Source organism: Brachybacterium sp. UNK5269, from assembly GCF_049266655.1.
In the GTDB taxonomy this organism is placed as follows: Bacteria; Actinomycetota; Actinomycetes; order Actinomycetales; family Dermabacteraceae; genus Brachybacterium.
Genome location: NZ_CP184883.1, coordinates 2,913,163 through 2,930,167, shown reverse-complemented (window position 1 = coordinate 2,930,167; position 17,005 = coordinate 2,913,163). Strand labels below are relative to the sequence as shown.

Annotated in this window: 13 protein-coding genes and 3 tRNA genes; 9 read left to right on the top strand and 7 right to left on the bottom strand. The window is 72.5% G+C overall.

Annotation, left to right across the window (positions count from 1 at the left end):
* The first annotated feature begins 71 nt into the window (after positions 1 to 71).
* Genes ACOJUI_RS13705 through ACOJUI_RS13680 form a run of 6 tightly spaced genes read left to right on the top strand, consistent with a single transcriptional unit; the run spans position 72 to position 7,004 of the window.
* Complete coding sequence (locus ACOJUI_RS13705; RefSeq protein WP_422117672.1) at positions 72 to 2,999, top strand: Na+/H+ antiporter subunit A; 2,928 nt, start codon at positions 72 to 74, stop codon at positions 2,997 to 2,999.
* Positions 2,989 to 3,672, top strand: coding sequence for a Na(+)/H(+) antiporter subunit C (locus ACOJUI_RS13700; RefSeq protein ID WP_422115495.1), 684 nt, complete (start codon positions 2,989 to 2,991; stop codon positions 3,670 to 3,672). The genes ACOJUI_RS13705 and ACOJUI_RS13700 overlap by 11 nt, the downstream gene beginning before the upstream one ends.
* Positions 3,669 to 5,249, top strand: a complete 1,581-nt coding sequence (locus ACOJUI_RS13695) for a Na+/H+ antiporter subunit D (RefSeq protein ID WP_422115494.1) — start codon at positions 3,669 to 3,671, stop codon at positions 5,247 to 5,249. The genes ACOJUI_RS13700 and ACOJUI_RS13695 overlap by 4 nt, the downstream gene beginning before the upstream one ends.
* On the top strand, positions 5,246 to 5,788 hold the full coding sequence (locus ACOJUI_RS13690) for a Na+/H+ antiporter subunit E (RefSeq protein ID WP_422115493.1): 543 nt from the start codon (positions 5,246 to 5,248) through the stop codon (positions 5,786 to 5,788). Before ACOJUI_RS13695 ends, ACOJUI_RS13690 begins: the two co-directional genes overlap by 4 nt.
* On the top strand, positions 5,785 to 6,417 hold the full coding sequence (locus ACOJUI_RS13685; protein ID WP_422115492.1) for a monovalent cation/H+ antiporter complex subunit F: 633 nt from the start codon (positions 5,785 to 5,787) through the stop codon (positions 6,415 to 6,417). Before ACOJUI_RS13690 ends, ACOJUI_RS13685 begins: the two co-directional genes overlap by 4 nt.
* On the top strand, positions 6,414 to 7,004 hold the full coding sequence (locus ACOJUI_RS13680) for a cation:proton antiporter (RefSeq protein WP_422115491.1): 591 nt from the start codon (positions 6,414 to 6,416) through the stop codon (positions 7,002 to 7,004). Before ACOJUI_RS13685 ends, ACOJUI_RS13680 begins: the two co-directional genes overlap by 4 nt.
* 49 nt (positions 7,005 to 7,053) lie before the next feature.
* On the opposite strand, the gene ACOJUI_RS13675 is transcribed toward ACOJUI_RS13680, so the two are convergent.
* Positions 7,054 to 8,727, bottom strand: coding sequence for a formate--tetrahydrofolate ligase (locus ACOJUI_RS13675; RefSeq protein ID WP_422117671.1), 1,674 nt, complete (start codon positions 8,725 to 8,727; stop codon positions 7,054 to 7,056).
* A 262-nt stretch (positions 8,728 to 8,989) separates the two neighbouring features.
* Here ACOJUI_RS13675 and ACOJUI_RS13670 point away from each other — a divergent pair, with 262 nt between their 5' ends.
* Complete coding sequence (locus ACOJUI_RS13670; protein WP_422115490.1) at positions 8,990 to 11,092, top strand: cytidylate kinase family protein; 2,103 nt, start codon at positions 8,990 to 8,992, stop codon at positions 11,090 to 11,092.
* Between the two features lie 79 nt (positions 11,093 to 11,171).
* Here ACOJUI_RS13670 and ACOJUI_RS13665 read toward each other — a convergent pair.
* The 4 genes from ACOJUI_RS13665 to ACOJUI_RS13650 form a co-directional block, all read right to left on the bottom strand.
* Positions 11,172 to 11,247, bottom strand: a tRNA-Phe gene (locus ACOJUI_RS13665).
* Positions 11,248 to 11,340: 93 nt separating this feature from the next.
* Positions 11,341 to 12,363 carry an NADP-dependent oxidoreductase gene (locus ACOJUI_RS13660; RefSeq protein ID WP_422115489.1) on the bottom strand — a complete coding sequence of 341 codons (1,023 nt, stop codon included), beginning with the start codon at positions 12,361 to 12,363 and terminating at the stop codon, positions 11,341 to 11,343.
* Between the two features lie 131 nt (positions 12,364 to 12,494).
* Positions 12,495 to 12,568: transfer RNA gene (locus tag ACOJUI_RS13655), tRNA-Asp, on the bottom strand.
* A 137-nt stretch (positions 12,569 to 12,705) separates the two neighbouring features.
* Positions 12,706 to 12,778 (bottom strand) — tRNA-Glu (locus ACOJUI_RS13650).
* Between the two features lie 272 nt (positions 12,779 to 13,050).
* On the opposite strand from ACOJUI_RS13650, the gene ACOJUI_RS13645 reads away from it, so the two are divergent.
* Positions 13,051 to 13,416 carry a metallopeptidase family protein gene (locus tag ACOJUI_RS13645; RefSeq protein ID WP_422115488.1) on the top strand — a complete coding sequence of 122 codons (366 nt, stop codon included), beginning with the start codon at positions 13,051 to 13,053 and terminating at the stop codon, positions 13,414 to 13,416.
* Between the two features lie 580 nt (positions 13,417 to 13,996).
* Here ACOJUI_RS13645 and ACOJUI_RS13640 read toward each other — a convergent pair.
* A complete protein-coding gene (locus ACOJUI_RS13640) occupies positions 13,997 to 14,683 on the bottom strand; it encodes a response regulator (RefSeq protein WP_422115487.1) in 687 nt (228 codons plus the stop codon).
* Positions 14,665 to 15,798: a sensor histidine kinase gene (locus ACOJUI_RS13635; protein WP_422115486.1), complete on the bottom strand. Its 1,134-nt coding sequence runs from the start codon at positions 15,796 to 15,798 to the stop codon at positions 14,665 to 14,667. Before ACOJUI_RS13635 ends, ACOJUI_RS13640 begins: the two co-directional genes overlap by 19 nt.
* Positions 15,799 to 16,007: 209 nt before the next feature.
* Between ACOJUI_RS13635 and ACOJUI_RS13630 the strand changes: the two genes are divergently transcribed.
* A complete protein-coding gene (locus ACOJUI_RS13630) occupies positions 16,008 to 16,985 on the top strand; it encodes an ABC transporter ATP-binding protein (protein ID WP_422115485.1) in 978 nt (325 codons plus the stop codon).
* Positions 16,986 to 17,005 lie beyond the last annotated feature (20 nt).

Sequence of the window (17,005 nt, the reverse complement as noted above, 5' to 3'; positions counted from 1 at the left end):
GGAAGCCGTCCCTCCCATAGAATGCCACCGGCCCCCTCCCACTCGATCTGGACGGAGACTGCGTGTACACGATGCTCCTCGCCCATCTGGTGGCCGCCCTGATCGGGCCGAGCCTGGCGAGGACGATCGGTCGCAACGCCTTCTTCTTCCTGGCCGCGGTGCCCGGTGCCTCGGCGATCTGGTTGGCCACGATCGACCCGCGCGCCCTGGCCGCCGCGCCTCTCGAGAGCTCCGTCCCCTGGATCCCGGCCTTCGGCATCGACCTGGCGTTCCGCCTCGACCCCCTGAGCTGGGTGCTGGCGCTGATCGCCACCGGCATCGGGGCCCTGGTGCTGCTCTACTGCGCGCGCTACTTCAAGGACACCGAACCGGGGCTGGGGCGCTTCGCCGGGGTGCTGACCGCCTTCGCGGGCGCGATGGTGGGCCTGGTGCTCTCGGACGACGTGATGGTGCTGTACACCTTCTGGGAGCTCACCACCGTCTTCTCCTACCTGCTGATCGGTCACTACCAGGACAAGCAGGCCTCGCGGCGCGCCGCGCTGAACGCGCTGATCTCCACCACCGCCGGGGGACTGGCGATGCTGGTGGGCCTGCTGATGGTGGGCGCCGCCGCCGGGTCGCTGCGGCTCTCGGTGATCGTCGCCGACCCGATGTGGGCCGAGGCCGGGCCGTACCTGGTGGTCGCGATGGTGCTGATCCTGGCCGGTGCGACCACGAAGTCCGCCCTGATCCCGACCGACTTCTGGCTCCCCGGCGCGATGGCCGCGCCCACCCCCGTCTCCGCCTACCTGCACGCCGCCGCGATGGTCAAGGCCGGGATCTACCTGATCCTGCGGATGGCGCCGGCGCTGACCCACCTCGAGGTCGTCTCCATGGTCCTGGCGGGCTTCGGCGCCGTCACCATGCTGGTCGGCGGCTGGCGGGCCCTGCGGCAGACCGACATCAAGCTGCTGCTCGCCTACGGCACCGTCTCCCAGCTCGGCTTCCTGGCCGCGGTGTCGGCCGTGGCCACCCGGGATGCGCTGCTGGCGGGGCTGGCCATGCTGATCGCCCATGCGGTGTTCAAGGCGCCGCTGTTCATGGTCGTCGGCATCATCGACAAGAAGTTCGGCACCCGCGACCTGCGGGTCCTCTCCGGGGTGGCGAAGGTCGCGCCGGTGGTCGCGGTGATCGGGACGATCTCGGCAGCGTCCATGGCGGCGGTGCCGCCGCTGTACGGCTTCGTCGCCAAGGAGTCCATCTACACGGCGCTCTGGTACGGCGGCGGCTGGCAGCGTCTGCTGCTGGTGGCCCTGGTCGCCGGGTCGATCCTCACCGTCGCCTACTCCTGGCGCTTCGTGGTCGGTGCCTTCGGGCCCGCTCCGGGCGCCCCGCGGGTCGGCCGCCCGGAGCCGATCTCGGCGCTGTTCTGGCTGCCGCCCGCGGTGATCGCCGCGCTCTCGGTCGGGCTGTCCCTCGTCGTCGGCCCGCTCGAGGAGGTGCTGCTCGCCTACGCCGAGGTGCTGCCGGCCACCGGGGAGGACGTGCACCTGGCCGTCGTCCCCCATCTCGGCGTGCCGCTGCTCGCCTCGGTGCTCACCCTGGGCCTCGGCGCGCTGCTGTGCGCGGTCCCGAGGCCGCTGGGGAAGCTCCAGAAGCGCCTCTCCCCGCAGACCTGGGCGGCCGGCGGGTTCGCCGACGCCTTCGATGCCGAGCGCGGGTTCCGCCGCCTGCTGCGTGCGCTGGACACGGTCTCCATCGCGGTGACGCCGCTGTTCCAGCGGGGCTCGCTGCCCTACACGCTGGGGACGATGCTGGTGGTGCTGATCGGCCTGGTCGCACCGGTGGCGCTGACCCAGTCGCCGGTCCCCGACAATCTGGTGCTGTTCCACCACCCGATCGAGCTGATCGTGCTGCCGGTGGCGGTGCTGGCGGCGATCGGCGCGGCCCGTTCGCGCCGCCGCCTGCGGGCCGTGTTCCTGATCACCGTCACCGGCTACGTGGTGGCGGCGCTGTTCCTCGTCGCGGGCTCTCCCGATGTCGCCATCACCCAGGTGCTGGTCGAGACCGCCATGACCGTGGTGCTGGTGCTGGTGCTGCGGCGCCTGCCCACCCACTTCTCCCGTCGGCCGCTGCGGATCGGTGCCTGGGGTCGCTGGGCCCTGGCCATCAGCACCGCGGTGGTCCTGTGCGGCGCCACCCTGTACGCGGCCGACGCCCGCTACCGCGAGGCGCTGGGCCCGGGCCTCATCGAACCCGCCTACGAGATCGGCGGCGGCCACAACGTCGTCAACGTGACCCTGGTCGATGCGCGCGTCTGGGACACCATGGGCGAGATCGCGGTGCTGCTGGTGGTCGCCACCGGCGTGGCCTCCCTGATCTTCGTCACCCGCCGTGAGCGCCCCATCGCCCGGGTGCGCGACCTGGAGTCCAAGACGTCCATCTGGCGTCGGCGCACCGATCCGGGCCTCCCGCAGAACGCCCTGAACTTCGACGCCCGTCCGGACGACGCGGCCGGCGGCAACCGCTGGCGCACCTGGCTCTCGGCCGGGCTGACCCTCGCGCCCGAGCGCCGCATGGTGATCCTCGAGGTCATCACCCGCATCGTCTTCCCGCTGATCATGATGTTCTCCCTCTATCTGCTCATGGCCGGGCACAACCTGCCCGGCGGCGGCTTCGCGGGCGGACTGGTCGCGGGGCTCGCCCTCGCGCTGCGCTACCTCGCCGGCGGCCGGTACGAGCTGAGCGAGGCGGCGCCGGTGCAGGCCGGACTGGTGCTCGGCACGGGCATGGCGATCGCCGTCCTGGCCGGGGTGCTGCCGGTGTTCTTCGGCGGTTCGGTGTTCTCCCAGGCCACCCCCGTGGTCGACGTCCCGCTGCTGGGCGAGCTCCACTTCCCGAGCGCGCTGATCTTCGACACCGGGGTGTATCTCGTCGTGGTCGGCGTGATGCTCGACTTCCTGCGCTCCCTGGGCGCCCAGATCGATCAGCAGCAGGAGGCCGAAGCCGATGCCCGTTAGCCTCGCCCTGCTCCTGACCGCCGGGGTGCTGATCGCCTGCGGCGTCTACCTCGTGCTCGAGCGCACCCTGACCCGGGTCGTGCTGGGCTTCGTGCTGCTGGCCAACGGGGTCAACCTGCTGTTCATCGTCGCGGCGGGCCCTCCCGGCCGACCGCCCTTCGAGGGCTACGGCGACGCGTCGGAGATGACCGACCCGCTGCCGTTCGCGATGGTGCTCACCGCGATCGTGATCTCGCTGGGGATCACCGCCTTCGGCATGGCGCTGTCGTACCGCGCCTGGCAGCTGTTCGGCCACGACGAGGTCCCCGACGACGTCGAGGACCGCCGGGTGCTGCGCCGGCGGCGGCGGCGCCCCGAGGACCCCGAGAACCTGCCCTGGTCGCAGGCCCTGTCGGAGGAGTCCCGGCGCGGCGCGCTGGCGCATTCCCAGGGGATGGTCTCGCCCGAGGGGGATGATCCGCTGGGCTCGGACCTCACCAGTGCCGAGGACGTCCCCCAGGACGCCACCGAGGCCGACGAGGGCGAGGAGCCGCTGCCCCGCCGCCGCGGGGAACGGCGGACGACGAGCACGACCGATACGGCGCTCGAGGGCCGGTACGCCGCCGGGGCCCCGGGCGCGGGCCCGGCGACCGAGATCGACGATGTGAGCACCGAGGAACGGGGGGAGGCATGAGCATGGAGCTGCTGCTCGCCCTGCCGGTGCTGCTGCCCCTGGGGGGCGCCGCGGTGACCCTGCTGCTGCGCCATCATGCGCGCGTGCAGCTCTGGCTGGCGATCGTGACGCTGGTCGCGATCTTCAGCGTCTCCCTGGTGCTGGGCTATCACGTCTCCCAGGAGAGCGTGCTGGTCCTTCAGATCGGCAACTGGACCCCGCAGCTGGGCATCGTGCTGGTCGCCGACCGGCTCACCGCGCTGATGCTGGTGGTCTCCAGCTTCGTGACCCTGGCGGTGCTGGTGTACTCGAGCGCCCAGACGGTCAGCGAGAACACCGCGCGCACCCCGGTGGCGATCTATCACCCCACCTACCTGGCCCTGGTCGCGGGGGTGTCGATGGCCTTCCTGGCGGGGGACCTCTTCAACCTCTACGTCGGCTTCGAGGTGCTGCTCGCGGCCAGCTACGTGCTGCTGACCCTGGGAGGCTCCGCCAGCCGGGTGCGGGCGGCGACGACCTATGTGATCGTCTCGCTGCTCAGCTCCGTGATCTTCCTGTCCGCGATCGCCGCGGTCTATGCGGCCGTCGGCACCGTGAACCTGGCCGAGCTGGCGGTGCGGCTGGACGGGCTCGAGCCCGGGACCCGGATGATCCTGGAGCTGATGCTGCTGGTGGCCTTCGGCATCAAGGCCGCGCTGTTCCCGCTGAGCGCCTGGCTGCCGGACTCCTACCCGACCGCCCCGGCCCCGGTGACCGCCGTGTTCGCGGGCCTGCTGACCAAGGTCGGCATCTACGCCATCCTGCGCCTGGAGACGCTGCTGTTCCCCGCCTCCCAGATCTCGAACCTGCTGCTGGCGGCGGCGGCGCTGAGCCTGATCATCGGCATCCTCGGTGCCGTCGCGCAGACGGACCTCAAGCGCGTGCTGTCGTTCACGCTGGTCTCCCACATGGGCTACATGCTGTTCGGCATCGGCATGGTCACGCAGATGGGCATGGCCGCGACGATCTACTACGTCGCCCATCACATCACCGTGCAGTCCACGCTGTTCCTGGCCGCCGGACTGATCGAGCACCGCGGCGGCACCACCAACCTGATCAAGCTCGGCGGGCTCCAGAAGCTCGCCCCGGTGATCGCGGTGCTGTTCTTCGTGCCGGCCATGAACCTCGCCGGCATCCCGCCGTTCTCCGGCTTCATCGGGAAGGTCGGGCTCATCGAGGCCGGCATCCACTACGACCGCACCTCCGGCTGGTTCCTCATCGCGGCCAGCGTGATCACCAGCCTGCTGACGCTGTACGCGATCGCCAAGATCTGGAACCGCGCCTTCTGGCAGGAGCCCAGCGAGGACATCATCGCCCGCGACGTGCCGATGCCCAAGGTGATGATCGGGGCGACCGGGGCGATGATCGCCTTCTCGCTCGTCCTGACCGTGTTCGCGGGACCGATCATGACCTATGCGAACGAGGCGGCGCACTCGGTCCTCGAGCGCACTCCGTACGTGAGCGCCGTGCTCGGCGACGAGGGGGCCGAGCAGCTGGTCTACCGCATCGAGGACACCGGCCAGAGGGTGGACGACAACGGACGGGAGGTGGAGCGATGAGGACGCTGCAACGACTGAAGGATCTCCGCCGCTCGTGGCTGTGGATCGTCGTGTCCGTGGCGCTGTGGTGCCTGCTGTGGGGCGGGATCGACCTCAAGAACGTCCTCGGCGGCCTGCTCGCCGCGGTGCTGGTCTTCGTGCTGTTCCCGATGCCCCCGACCGGTCACGAGCTCACCCTGCGACCCCTGCGCTTCGCCCACTTCGTGGCGCGGTTCCTGTGGGACGTGGCCGTCTCCGCGGTCCAGCTGAGCTGGTTCGCGATCCGGCCCCAGCCGGTGCCGCCGAGCTCGGTGGTCGCCGTGAAGATGGCCTCCCGCTCCGACTTCTTCCTCACCTTCACCGGCGTGCTGTGCACCCTGATCCCCGGCTCCGTGGTGGTGGAGGCGCAGCGCGCCACCGGCATGCTCTTCATGCACACCTTCGCCGCCGGCACCCCGGAGGAGGTCGAGCAGGCGCGGCGGCGCGTCCTCGGCCAGGAGGAGCGACTGCTGTGGGCCGTCGGCCGCCGCGAGGTGCTCGAGGAGGCCGGACTGCGATGAGCGCCTTCGACATCGTCCTGGTGGTCAGCGGCGGGATCACCGCCCTGGCCGCCCTCGGCGTGGTCTACCGGATGGTGGTCGGCCCCACCATCCTGGACCGGGCGATCTCCAGTGATTCGCTGGTCACGCTCGTGGTGCTGGGCATGGCCCTGTACACGGCGCAGGCCGAGCTGCCCTGGGCCGGACCGGCGATGCTGGCGCTGAGCGGGCTCGCCTTCATCGGCACCGTGACCTTCGCCCGATTCGTGGCCCGCGAGGAGCCCAAGCAGGGATACCGGCCGGCCAGCCTGCGGGAGCCGTCGACGGACACCGGCCCGCACGAGGCGATCCACGCCGACCCCGAAGCACCTCCCGAGCAGCCGTTCGATCAGCTCCCGGCGACGCAGGAGGGCACGTCCGCGACGTCCGACGCCGCCGACCCCGCCGACGCCGACGCGCCCTCCGCGAAGCCCGACCCGGCCGTGGCCCCCACGCCCTCGGGGGGGCCGGACCCGGCGGAGGAGCCCGCTCCCGCCGCCGAGGCGGACGAGGACAGCGAGGCGGGCTTCGGCGCCGAGGGCGGCTCGCGGAACTTCGACGACGGGGCCGGCGCACGCTGGCCCGACGCTCCGACGGAAGGGACCCGATGACGATCATCGAGATCATCTCCTCGGTGCTGATCGGGGCCGGGGTGCTGGTGGCCGCGATCTCCACGATCGGCCTGAACCGCTTCCACGGCGCGCTCCAGCGCATCCATGCGGCGTCCAAGCCGCAGGTGCTGGGGCTGATCCTGGTGTTCAGCGGGGTCTCGCTGGCGACCGGCTCCTGGTCGCTCGCCGCCTTCCTGCTGGTGGTGCTGCTCGCGCAGATGCTCACGGCGCCGGTCGCCAGCGTCATGGTGGGCCGCGCCGCCTTCCGGCGCGGCTTCGTGCAGGGCGGGGACTACGCGATCGACGAGCTCAGCCCGCGCCTCGCCCAGGCCACCGACGACGATGACGACGAGGACGGCTTCGTCGACGAGTTCGGCGACGACCACGAGAGCCTGTCCTCCGGCTCCCAGGAGCGGTTCCCGGAGAACGTGATGACCGGGACCGTCGACCCGCTCACCGAGCGCAACTGGGAGGAGCCGGAGGGCGGCGCGCTCGACGTCGACGACGAGGACGTCATCGACGTCGACCTCGAGGACGAGACCGAGCTCGAGGCGGGGCAGGTCGCCGAGCGGGACTCCCGGCACTGACCGGGGGGCGCGACCCGCCGGATCCCGGGCGCGGCCCGCCGGATCCCGCTCAGAACAGGCCGACGGACTCCCCGGCCTCGGTGACCCCCATGCGCAGCGCGGCCGGCTCCTTGGGCAGGCCGGGCATGGTCATGATCGTGCCGGTCAGCGCCACCACGAAGCCCGCGCCGATCTTCGGCACCAGGTCCCGCACGTGCAGCACGTGCCCGGTGGGCGCGCCCAGCGCCGTGGGGTCGTCGGAGAAGGAGTACTGCGTCTTGGCCACGCACACCGGCAGGGTGTCCCAGCCGTTGCGCTGGAGCATCCGCAGCTGCGCGGGGGCCCGGTCCTCGAAGACCACGTCGTCGGCCCCGTAGATCTCCCGGGCCAGGGTGCGCAGCGAGGCCTCTATGCCGGCGGCGGGGTCGTAGAGGTGATGGAAGCTGGGCTCGTCGTTCTCGATCGCGGCCAGCACCTGCTCGGCGACGGCGAGGCCGCCCTCCCCGCCGCGGGCCCAGACCTCGGACGGCGCGGCCCGGAACCCCTGCTCCTGCGCCCAGGCCAGCACCGCGTCCAGCTCCGCCTCGGTGTCGGTGGGGAAGCGGTTCAGCGCGATCACCGGCTCGATGCCGAACTTGCGGAGGTTCTCGACGTGCCGGGCGAGGTTCGCGGCGCCGGCCAGCGCCGCCTCGACGTCCTCGCGGGCGAGCTCGCCCTTGGCGATGCCGCCGTGCATCTTCAGGGCGCGGACGGTCGCGACCACCACCGCCGCATCGGGGGAGAGGCCGCCCAGGCGGGCCTTGATGTCCATGAACTTCTCCGCCCCGAGGTCGGAGCCGAAACCGGCCTCGGTGACCGTGATGTCCGCCAGGGACAGGGCCAGCTGCGTCGCAGCCAGCGAGTTGCAGCCGTGGGCGATGTTCGCGAAGGGACCGCCGTGGACCAGCGCCGGGGTGCCGCCGAGGGTCTGGACCAGGTTGGGCAGCAGCGCGTCCTTGAGCAGCATGGTGATCGCCCCGCCGACCCCGAGGTCGGCCACCGACACCGGCCGACGGTCGTAGGTGAAGCCCACCACGATCCGGTCGATCCGCTCCTGCAGGTCCCGCAGGTCGGTGGCCAGGCACAGCACCGCCATGATCTCCGAGGCCACGACGATGTCGAAGCCGTCCTCGCGGGGCACGCCCTGGGTGGGACCGCCGAGCCCGATCACCACCCGGCGCAGGGCGCGGTCGTTGACGTCCACCACCCGCTTCCACTGGATGCGGCGCGGGTCCAGTCCCAGCGCATTGCCCTGATGGAGGTGGTTGTCGACCAGGGCGGCGAGGGTGTTGTTCGCGATCTGGATGGCGTGGAAGTCGCCGGTGAAGTGCAGGTTGATGTCCTCCATCGGCACCACCTGGGCGTAGCCGCCGCCGGTGGCGCCGCCCTTGATGCCCATGATCGGGCCCAGCGCCGGCTCCCGCAGGGCCACCATCGTGCGATGGCCGAGCAGGCTGAAGGCGTCGGCCAGGCCGACCGTGGTGGTCGACTTGCCCTCGCCCGCGGGGGTCGGGGACATGGCCGAGACCAGCACCAGCTTCCCGGTCCGCCCCGTCGGCGTCATCCGGCGCACGTCGACCTTGGCCTTGTACGCGCCGTACGGCACCAGCGCCTCCTCGGGCACGCCCACGGCCGCGGCGATCTCGGTGATGGGTCGCAGGGTCGCCTGCTGGGCGATCGCGAGATCCGGGTTGTCGGCAGACATCATCGTCCTCCACAGGGTTCGGTGGTCCCGGGGATCACCCGGAAGCATGCGAGAGCCAGCCTACGGGCGCCCCCGCCGCCGCGGAGGCGGATGCGGCAACCGGGGGCCACCGTCCTGCCCAGCGCCGCGATCTGTGCAAGGCTCGTCGCCCGGGCCGACGAACGTCCTGGCGCGCGCCCGTTCGAGCGCCGCCGTCCGCGCCTCTCCGCCCGCGCCGGGCGGCAGGGCGGGAGGCCGCGCGAGCAGTGGGAGAGGAGATGGCATGACCAGCACGTCCACGGCCGACGAGGGCAGGACGACGGACATCCTGCCCCGCAGCCGGATCCTCGGCTACGCGATGGGCGACGCCGCCAACAACGTCGCCTTCCAGATGACCTCGCTGTTCCTGATGGTCTACATGACCGACATCGCCGGCGTCCCCGCCGCGATCGCCGGCGTCATCTACGGCGTCACCAAGGTGTGGGCAGGGGTCACCGACCTGCTGGCGGGCAACACCGTCGGCCGCCGGCAGACCCGGCACGGACGGCTGCGGCCGTGGCTGCTGTGGGCCAGCCCCTTCCTGGCGGTTTCGCTGGTGATGCTGTTCAGCACCCCCGCCGCCCTCGGCCCGATGGCGACGGTCGCCTGGATCCTGCTGTTCGACGCCGCCTTCCAGCTCGGCTACTCCTTCGTCAACATCCCCTACGGCTCGCTGTCCTCGGCGATGACGGAGAACGCCACCGACCGCTCCCGGCTCGCCGGGGCCCGCTCGATCGCCTCCTCGGTCACCGGCGTCGTGCTCTCCCTGGTGCTGTCCCCGCAGTTCGAGGACACCACCGCCGACGACGTCCGCCTGCGGTTCACGATCGCCACCGTGGTGCTGGCCGTCGTCGCGCTGGTGCTGTACTGGATCTGTTTCCGCAACACCAAGGAGGTGGTGCCCGCCGGGACCGGCAAGGTCAACCTGCGCACCACCCTGCAGATGGTGCGCAGGAACCCGCCGCTGCTGCTGCTGGGCGGGGGCGCGCTGTTCCTGCTGGCCGGGTCCTTCACGATGAACGCGGTGATGATGTACTACGCCCGCGACGTGGTGGGCGGGGCCGGGTTCTTCACGCTGCTGTTCCTGCTGCAGACGGTCGGCACCATCGCGGCGGCCGTGGTGATCCCGCGGATCTCCGACCGCTTCGGCAAGCGCAACGGCTACATGGGCCTCGCGCTGTGCGCCATCGCCGGTCTCGCGCTGATCGGGCTCACCCCCACCGGCAGCCTGCCGATGGCGCTGCTGGCGTTCCTGGTCTACGGGGTGGGCTTCGGCGGCACCAATGCGCTGATGTTCTCGATGCAGGCCGACACCGTCGACTACGGGGAGTGGAGGACCGGGACCCGCGCCGAGGGCGGCAGCTACTCGATCCTCTCCTTCGTCCGCAAGACCGGCCAGGGCCTCGGGGGTTTCCTCGGCGGCGCGATCATCGGTGCCTTCGGCTACGTCTCCGGCGCCCCCGACCAGACCGAGCAGGCGATCTCGGGCATCAAGGTCGCCGCCGGCTGGGCGCCGGCCGCGCTGTGCCTGATCGCGGTGGCGGTGATGTACTTCTACCCGCTCGGCGCCGAGCAGCACCGCGGGATCGTCCAGGACCTGCACAAGCGCCGCGCCCGCAGCGCCCTCGGCGAGACCACGGCCGACTCGGCCGTGGTGGCCGGCCCCGGCGCCCACCAGCTGATCGCCAACCGCCCTGTGGTCACCCTCAACGAGCTCTACGGCGCCGGCGCCTCCACCATCGCGCCGCGGGTCGCCGAGCGCCTGGGGGTGCCGTACGCGGGCCTGGCCTTCAGCTCCGAGGACCTCGAGCGGGCCTCCTCGTCCCGCCCCGTCGTGCTGTCGGACTCGACCACCGGCCGGACCCTGCGCTGGCTGCACACCTTCTCCTGGCCGACGATCGACGTGGACGTCGCCGCCGAGGCCGGCGACGCCCAGGTCTCCACGGCCATGGTGCGCAACAACATCGACGAGGTCGTGCAGCTCGTCAAGGACGCCGGCGGCGTGGTCGTCGGACGCGATGCGACCGCGATCCTGGCCGACATGCGCGGAGCGGTGCACATCCGGCTGGTCGGCGACTTCGGCGACCGCGTCGCCCGGGCCGCCGCGGACGACGGCATCAGCCGGGCCGTCGCCGCCCAGCGGCAGGTGCGGGAGGACCGCATGCGCCCGCGGATGTCGCGGCGCCTGATGGGCTGGGAGCCGAACGACCTCAGCCGCTACCACCTGATCATCGACACCAGCCGGATGTCCCTGGAGGAGGCGGTCGACGAGATCGTGGTGGCCGTGGAGATCGAGCTGCCGGGCTCCACCGACCGGGGCGGGGACAGCGGCGACGACGGGCAGTGAGCGCCGCTGCCGGGGCCGGCGGGCCGGGCCCTGGGGACGACGAAGCCCCCTGGTCGCTGACCAGGGGGCTTCGTCGTGGTGGTGGCTCCGACCGGCGTCGATCCGGTGACCTTTCGATTTTCAGTCGAACGCTCTACCAACTGAGCTACAGAGCCGTGGTCGCGCGGGCGACCGAGGACCAGGTTAACAGGGGTCCGGGCAGGCGCCCAACCGCGGCGGCCCAGTGAGAGCCATGCCACCCTCCGGGATCAGGAGACGTGGATGATCGCCTTGCCGAAGTTCTCGCCGCGCAGCATGCCGACGAACGCGTCGGGGGCGTGCTCGAGCCCGTCGGTGATGTCCTCGGTCCAGCGGACCTGACCGGAGGCGATCCAGCCGGTCATCTCCCGCAGGAAGTCCTCGAACATCGCCGGTGCGAACTCGGTCTGGATGAAGCCGCGCAGGGTGAGGCTCTTGGCGAGCACCGCGCCCATCAGCGCTGCGCTGCGGTCGGGACCCTCGGGCAGGCCGGTCGCGTTGTAGGTCGCGGCGAGCCCGCACACCGGCACCCGGGCGAACGTGTTCAGCAGCGGCAGCACCGCCGCGAACACCGGGCCGCCGACGTTCTCGAAGTACACGTCGATGCCGTCGGGGGCCGCGGCGGCGAGCCGGCCCGGCAGGTCCGGGGCGCGATGGTCCAGGGCCTCGTCGAAGCCGAGCTCGTGCAGATGCGCGGTCTTGCGCTCGCCGCCGGCGATGCCGACGGCCCGGGCGCCCTGGATCCTCGCGATCTGGCCCACGGCGGAGCCGACGGGGCCGGTCGCCGCGGCGACCACGAGGGTCTCGCCCGGCTGTGGCTTCCCGATCGCCCGCAGGCCGGCGTAGGCGGTGAACCCGGGCATGCCGAGCACGCCCAGGGCGGTGGTGACGGGGGCGGCGTCCGGATCCAGGCGGCGCAGCCGCGTCGCCGGTTCCACGCTGTACTCCTGCCAGCCGCCGTAGGACAGCACGACGTCGCCGGGCGAATACCCCTCGGCCTCCGACTCGACGACCTCGGAGACGGTGGCCCCGACGATCACGTCGCCGACCTCCATCGGGGCGGCGTAGGAGGGTGCGTCGCTCATGCGGCCGCGCACGTACGGGTCCAGGGAGAGGTACCGGGTGCGCAGCAGCACCTGGCCGTCGCCGGGTGCGGCGACCGCGACCGCGTCGTGCTGGAAGTTCTCCGCCGTGGGCTCGCCGTGGGGACGCGAGGCGAGGCGGATGCGGTGGTTCAGGAGGGTGTCGCTCATGCTTCGAGCCTAGGCCCGGGCCGGGTCCGGAGGGGCGCGGGGGACAGGATGCGGGGGGACGCGCCCGCGACCGGGGACGCGTCGGGGACGCGGAAGGCCCCGGAGCGATGCTCCGGGGCCTTCAGCAGGGGCGACCCTGACCGGACTTGAACCGGCGACCTCCGCCGTGACAGGGCGGCGCTCTAACCAACTGAGCTACAGGGCCTAGCTTCGTCGTCCCGCTGTGCGGTTCGACCTGGATAACTCTACCGGACTCCCAGGAGGCTCCTGACCGTTCCGGCTGTGAGCCGCCTCGCACTTCCGGGCCGCTCCGGCGGGATGTCACCACCCCGCCGCAACGAGTACCCCCAACGGGATTCGAACCCGTGTCGCCGGCGTGAAAGGCCGGTGTCCTGGGCCTCTAGACGATGGGGGCCCGAGCAGAGAACTGCCCGACGAAGAGCATACCCACCCGCGGCCCTCGCGCGCCCCCGGGTCCGCGCGGATGCGGCGCATCCGACACGGCGGGACGCGCGGCAGCGGGCGGCGGTGGCATGAGCTGGTCCCGGGGCCGTCGGCCTGAGCCCGGGACCGACGGCCGGAGCCCGGCGCCGTCCGCCTGACACCAAGACCGCCGGCCGCACCGCCGGCGCCGTCTGCCTGACCCCAAGACCGTCGGCCGCACCGCCGGCATGGTTCGATGGCCGCATGATCCGGATCCCCCGCGAAGAGTTCGAGGAGGCGGTGAACGACGCCCTCGACTCCCTGCCCGACGAGATCGCCCGCGCGATCGCCCAGGCGAACGTGGCGATCCTGATCGAGGAGGAGCCGAGCCCGGAGCAGTCCGGCGGCACGGAGCTGCTGGGACTGTACGAGGGGATCCCGCTGGACCAGCGCTCCGTGTTCGACGGCTACGCGCAGCCGGATCGGATCTTCGTGTTCAGCGGCCCCCTGCAGCGCATGGCCGGCTCCCGCGAGCACCTGGTCCAGGAGATCGCGGTGACCGTGCTCCACGAGGTCGGCCACCTGTTCGGCATCAGCGACGCGCGACTGCACGAGCTCGGCTGGGGGTGATGCGGGCGCCGGGCCGCCGTCGTGAGCGGCCCGGGGGGCCCGGCTGCTGTCGTGGGTGGCCCAGCTGCCGCCCCGAGACCTTGCCCCGCCCGCCCCGCAGCGCCGCGATGCTCAGGGCCCCGCAGCGCCGCGATGCTCAGGGCCCCGCAGCGCCGCGATGCTCAGGAAAGCACCGTGCACGCGGCACCTTTCCGGCCCGGTCGGGCCCACCTCCGGCGCGGACGGGAAAAGTACCGTCCGAGTGGCGCCTTTTTCGACCATGCCGGGCTGTCCGTGATCGAGGCCCGGAGGTACCGGTGGAGGGGCACCTTCTCGGCCCGGCCCGCGCCCGGTTCGTCGCTGCCCGGGGCCGAAAGGTACCGCGGTGGTGGCACCTTTCCGGACCGCACCGGGCCCGCCACCGGCGCGGACGGGAGAAGTACCGTCCGAGTGGCACCTTCTGGGTCCTGGCGGGGCGGCTGAGAGCCGGACCGCCGGCTGGTCGGCGGCAGAATCGCCCGCCGGTGCCCGCCGGTGCCCGCCGGTGCCCGCCGGTGCCCCGCCGCCGCAGCCCGCGGCGCCCCGGCCCTGCCCGCCGGGCTCAGAAGGCCCGGTCGGTGTCCAGATCGATCAGCCCGGACTCGTGGGCGATGATCGCGATCTGCACGCGGTTGGTGCAGTCGAGCTTCGCGAAGATCTTCGAGACGTGCGCCTTCACGGTCGCCTCGCTCATGAACAGCCGCATCCCGATCTGCGCGTTGGACAGGCCCGCCCCGACCGCGCCGAGCACCTCGGTCTCCCGCTCGGTGAGCAGCTCCAGGCCCGGATGGCGCTCCTGCCGGGAGCCCGGGTTCGCCTCGGAGAAGTGCGAGAGCATCCGCCGGGTGACGGTGGGGGAGAGCATCGCGTCGCCGCCGGCGACCACGTGCACCGCGCGCGCCAGGTCCTGGGGCGGGGTGTCCTTGAGCAGGAACCCGCTGGCGCCGGCCTCGAGGGCCTGGAACACGTACTCGTCCATGTCGAAGGTCGTGAGCATGATGATCTTGGGCGGGTTCGGCTGCGCGGAGACCGCCCGGGTGGCCGCGATGCCGTCGAGCCCGGGCATCCGCACGTCCATCAGCAGCACGTCCGGCCGGTGCTTCTGCACCAGCGTCACCGCCTCGGTGCCGTCGCTGCCCTGGCAGACCACCTCGATCGTCGGATCGGCGCCCAGGATCATCGCCAGCCCGGCGCGCACCAGGGAGTCGTCGTCGATCAGTCCCACGCGCGTCACGTCGCCGTCGGCCACGGGATCACCGCCCTCACTTCGAATCGTCCGTCATCGGTGGGGCCCGACGTGATGGTGCCGCCGGCATGCGTCACCCGCGTCTCGATGCCCGACAGGCCCATCCTGGCCCCGGGCAGATCCGTCGTGAACCCCTTCGGCAACACATTACTGACCTCGATGACCAGGTCGGTGCCGGGCTCGCCGATCAGCGCCACCCGGGCCTTGGTGTGCAGCGCATGCTTGTGGATGTTCGTCAGCCCCTCCTGCACCACCCGGTAGGCCGTGCGGGCGAGCGGATCGGGCACCGGGTCGTCGATGAAGTCGAACAGGTCCACCGAGATCCCGGCCTCCTGCGAGGTCACCACCAGGCGGCGCACGTCGTCCCAGGTGGGCTGCGGCGCCAGTGGGGCCTCCTCGCCGTCGCCGCGCAGCACCCCCAGCACCTCCCGCAGCTCCGACAGGGCGGTGGTGGCGGTCTGTCGGATCAGCGCCGCCGACTGCTGCACCTGCGCCCGCTCCAGGTTCGGGTTCACCTCGAGTGCGCCGGCCTGCAGGGCGACCAGCGAGATCTTGTGGGCCACGATGTCGTGCATCTCGCGGGCGATGCGGGTGCGCTCGGCGCGGCGGGCCTGCTCCTCCGCCACGGCCCGCCCCGACTCCGCCTGCTCGGCCCGCTTCTGGAGCTGGGACAGCAGCGCCCGCCGGATCGAGGTGTACATCCCGGTCGCCGCCGAGGCGGCGACGATCAGCGTGGTCAGCACCAGGGCCGAGATCCCCATCGTCGGCCCCGCCGAGACCAGCAGCAGGGAGGGGACGGCGCCGGTGGCCACCGCGAACAGGGAGAACAGCAGCGTGTGCCGACGGCGGTGGCTGCGGGTCGCGAAGGTGTAGGTGCTGATCGACAGCACCGCGATCGACATCGCCGCGCCGTTGAGCACCAGCAGCGCCGGCAGCAGCCATCTCCAGTGCCGGCGCCGCAGCAGCAGCCCGGCACCCAGCGCGAGCATGAGCCCGGCCCGCCACAGCTCGTGGGAGGAGGCGGCCAGCACCACCAGCAGGGTCGCCTCGGCGGCGACCACGGCCAGGATCAGCACCTCCTGCCAGCGGCGTCGCCGCGGCGCTCCCAGTTCGTCCACGGCGCCACTGTACTGGCGAGGGGATCGGCGGCCGGGGGGCCGCTGCGGCGCGGTGCGCGCCGGCGTCGGCGATGGCCGCAGGTTGCGTCCCGGCTCCGACGGAGGTCGCGCCCGTCGGCCGCGGGACGGGACCGGGACGCGACCTTCGTCAGGCGCCGTCGGTCCCTGCGTCGCTGGTGCGGCGGCGGCCGACGGAGGAGCCTCGCACCATGACCGCGACGCCTCCCTCCGCAGCCCCCGGCACCACCCTCGAGGTGCGTGGCCTGACCAAGCGCTACCGCTCCCGACCGGCCGTCGACGCCCTGACCTTCGAGTGCCGCCCCGGCACCGTCACCGGCTTCCTGGGCCCCAACGGCGCCGGCAAGTCCACCACGCTGCGCATCCTGACCGGGCTGGCCCGGGCCGATGCGGGCGAGGCCCTCGTCGGCGGCATCCCGTACCGCAGCCTGGACCAGCCCGCCCGAATCCTCGGGGTGATGCTCGATGCCCGCGCCCTGCACGGCGGCCGCACCGGCCTGGAGACGCTGCGCCTGACCGCCCGCACCATCGGCATGCCCGCCTCCCGGGCCGATGAGGTGCTCGCGATGGTCGGGCTGCAGGAGGCGGGCGCCCAGCGGGTGGGCGGCTACTCCTACGGGATGCGGCAGCGGCTCGGGATCGGGGTGGCCCTGATCGGCGACCCCGCCGTGCTGGTCCTCGACGAGCCGGCGAACGGGCTGGATCCCGAGGGGATCCGCTGGATGCGCCTGCTGCTGCGCTCCTTCGCCGACGCCGGCGGCACCGTGCTGCTGTCCAGCCATCAGCTGCGCGAGGTCGAGGCCACCGTGGACCGCCTGGTGGTGATCTCGCAGGGGCGCCTGGTGCGCGAGGGCGCCCTCGCGGACCTCACCGAGCAGGCCGGCACCCGCGTCTCCGCCCTCGATCCGCAGGCGCTGCGCCGCGCCCTGGATGCGCACGGCATCGCCTACGAGCAGCGCTCGGCCACCGAGCTCGAGGTGAGCCTGGCCGCCGAGGACATGGGCCGGCTCGCCCTGCGCGAGCAGCTGGTGCTCACCTCCCTGGGGACCACCGCCCGCGGCGGGCTCGAGGAGGTCTTCTTCTCCCTCACCGACCGGGCCGCCGTCCCGGCCGGGATCGTCCCGGCCGCCGCCGAGCAGCCCCGGGCGGCCGACGCCCCGACCCGCTGACCCGCCCCGCAGCCCCCCCC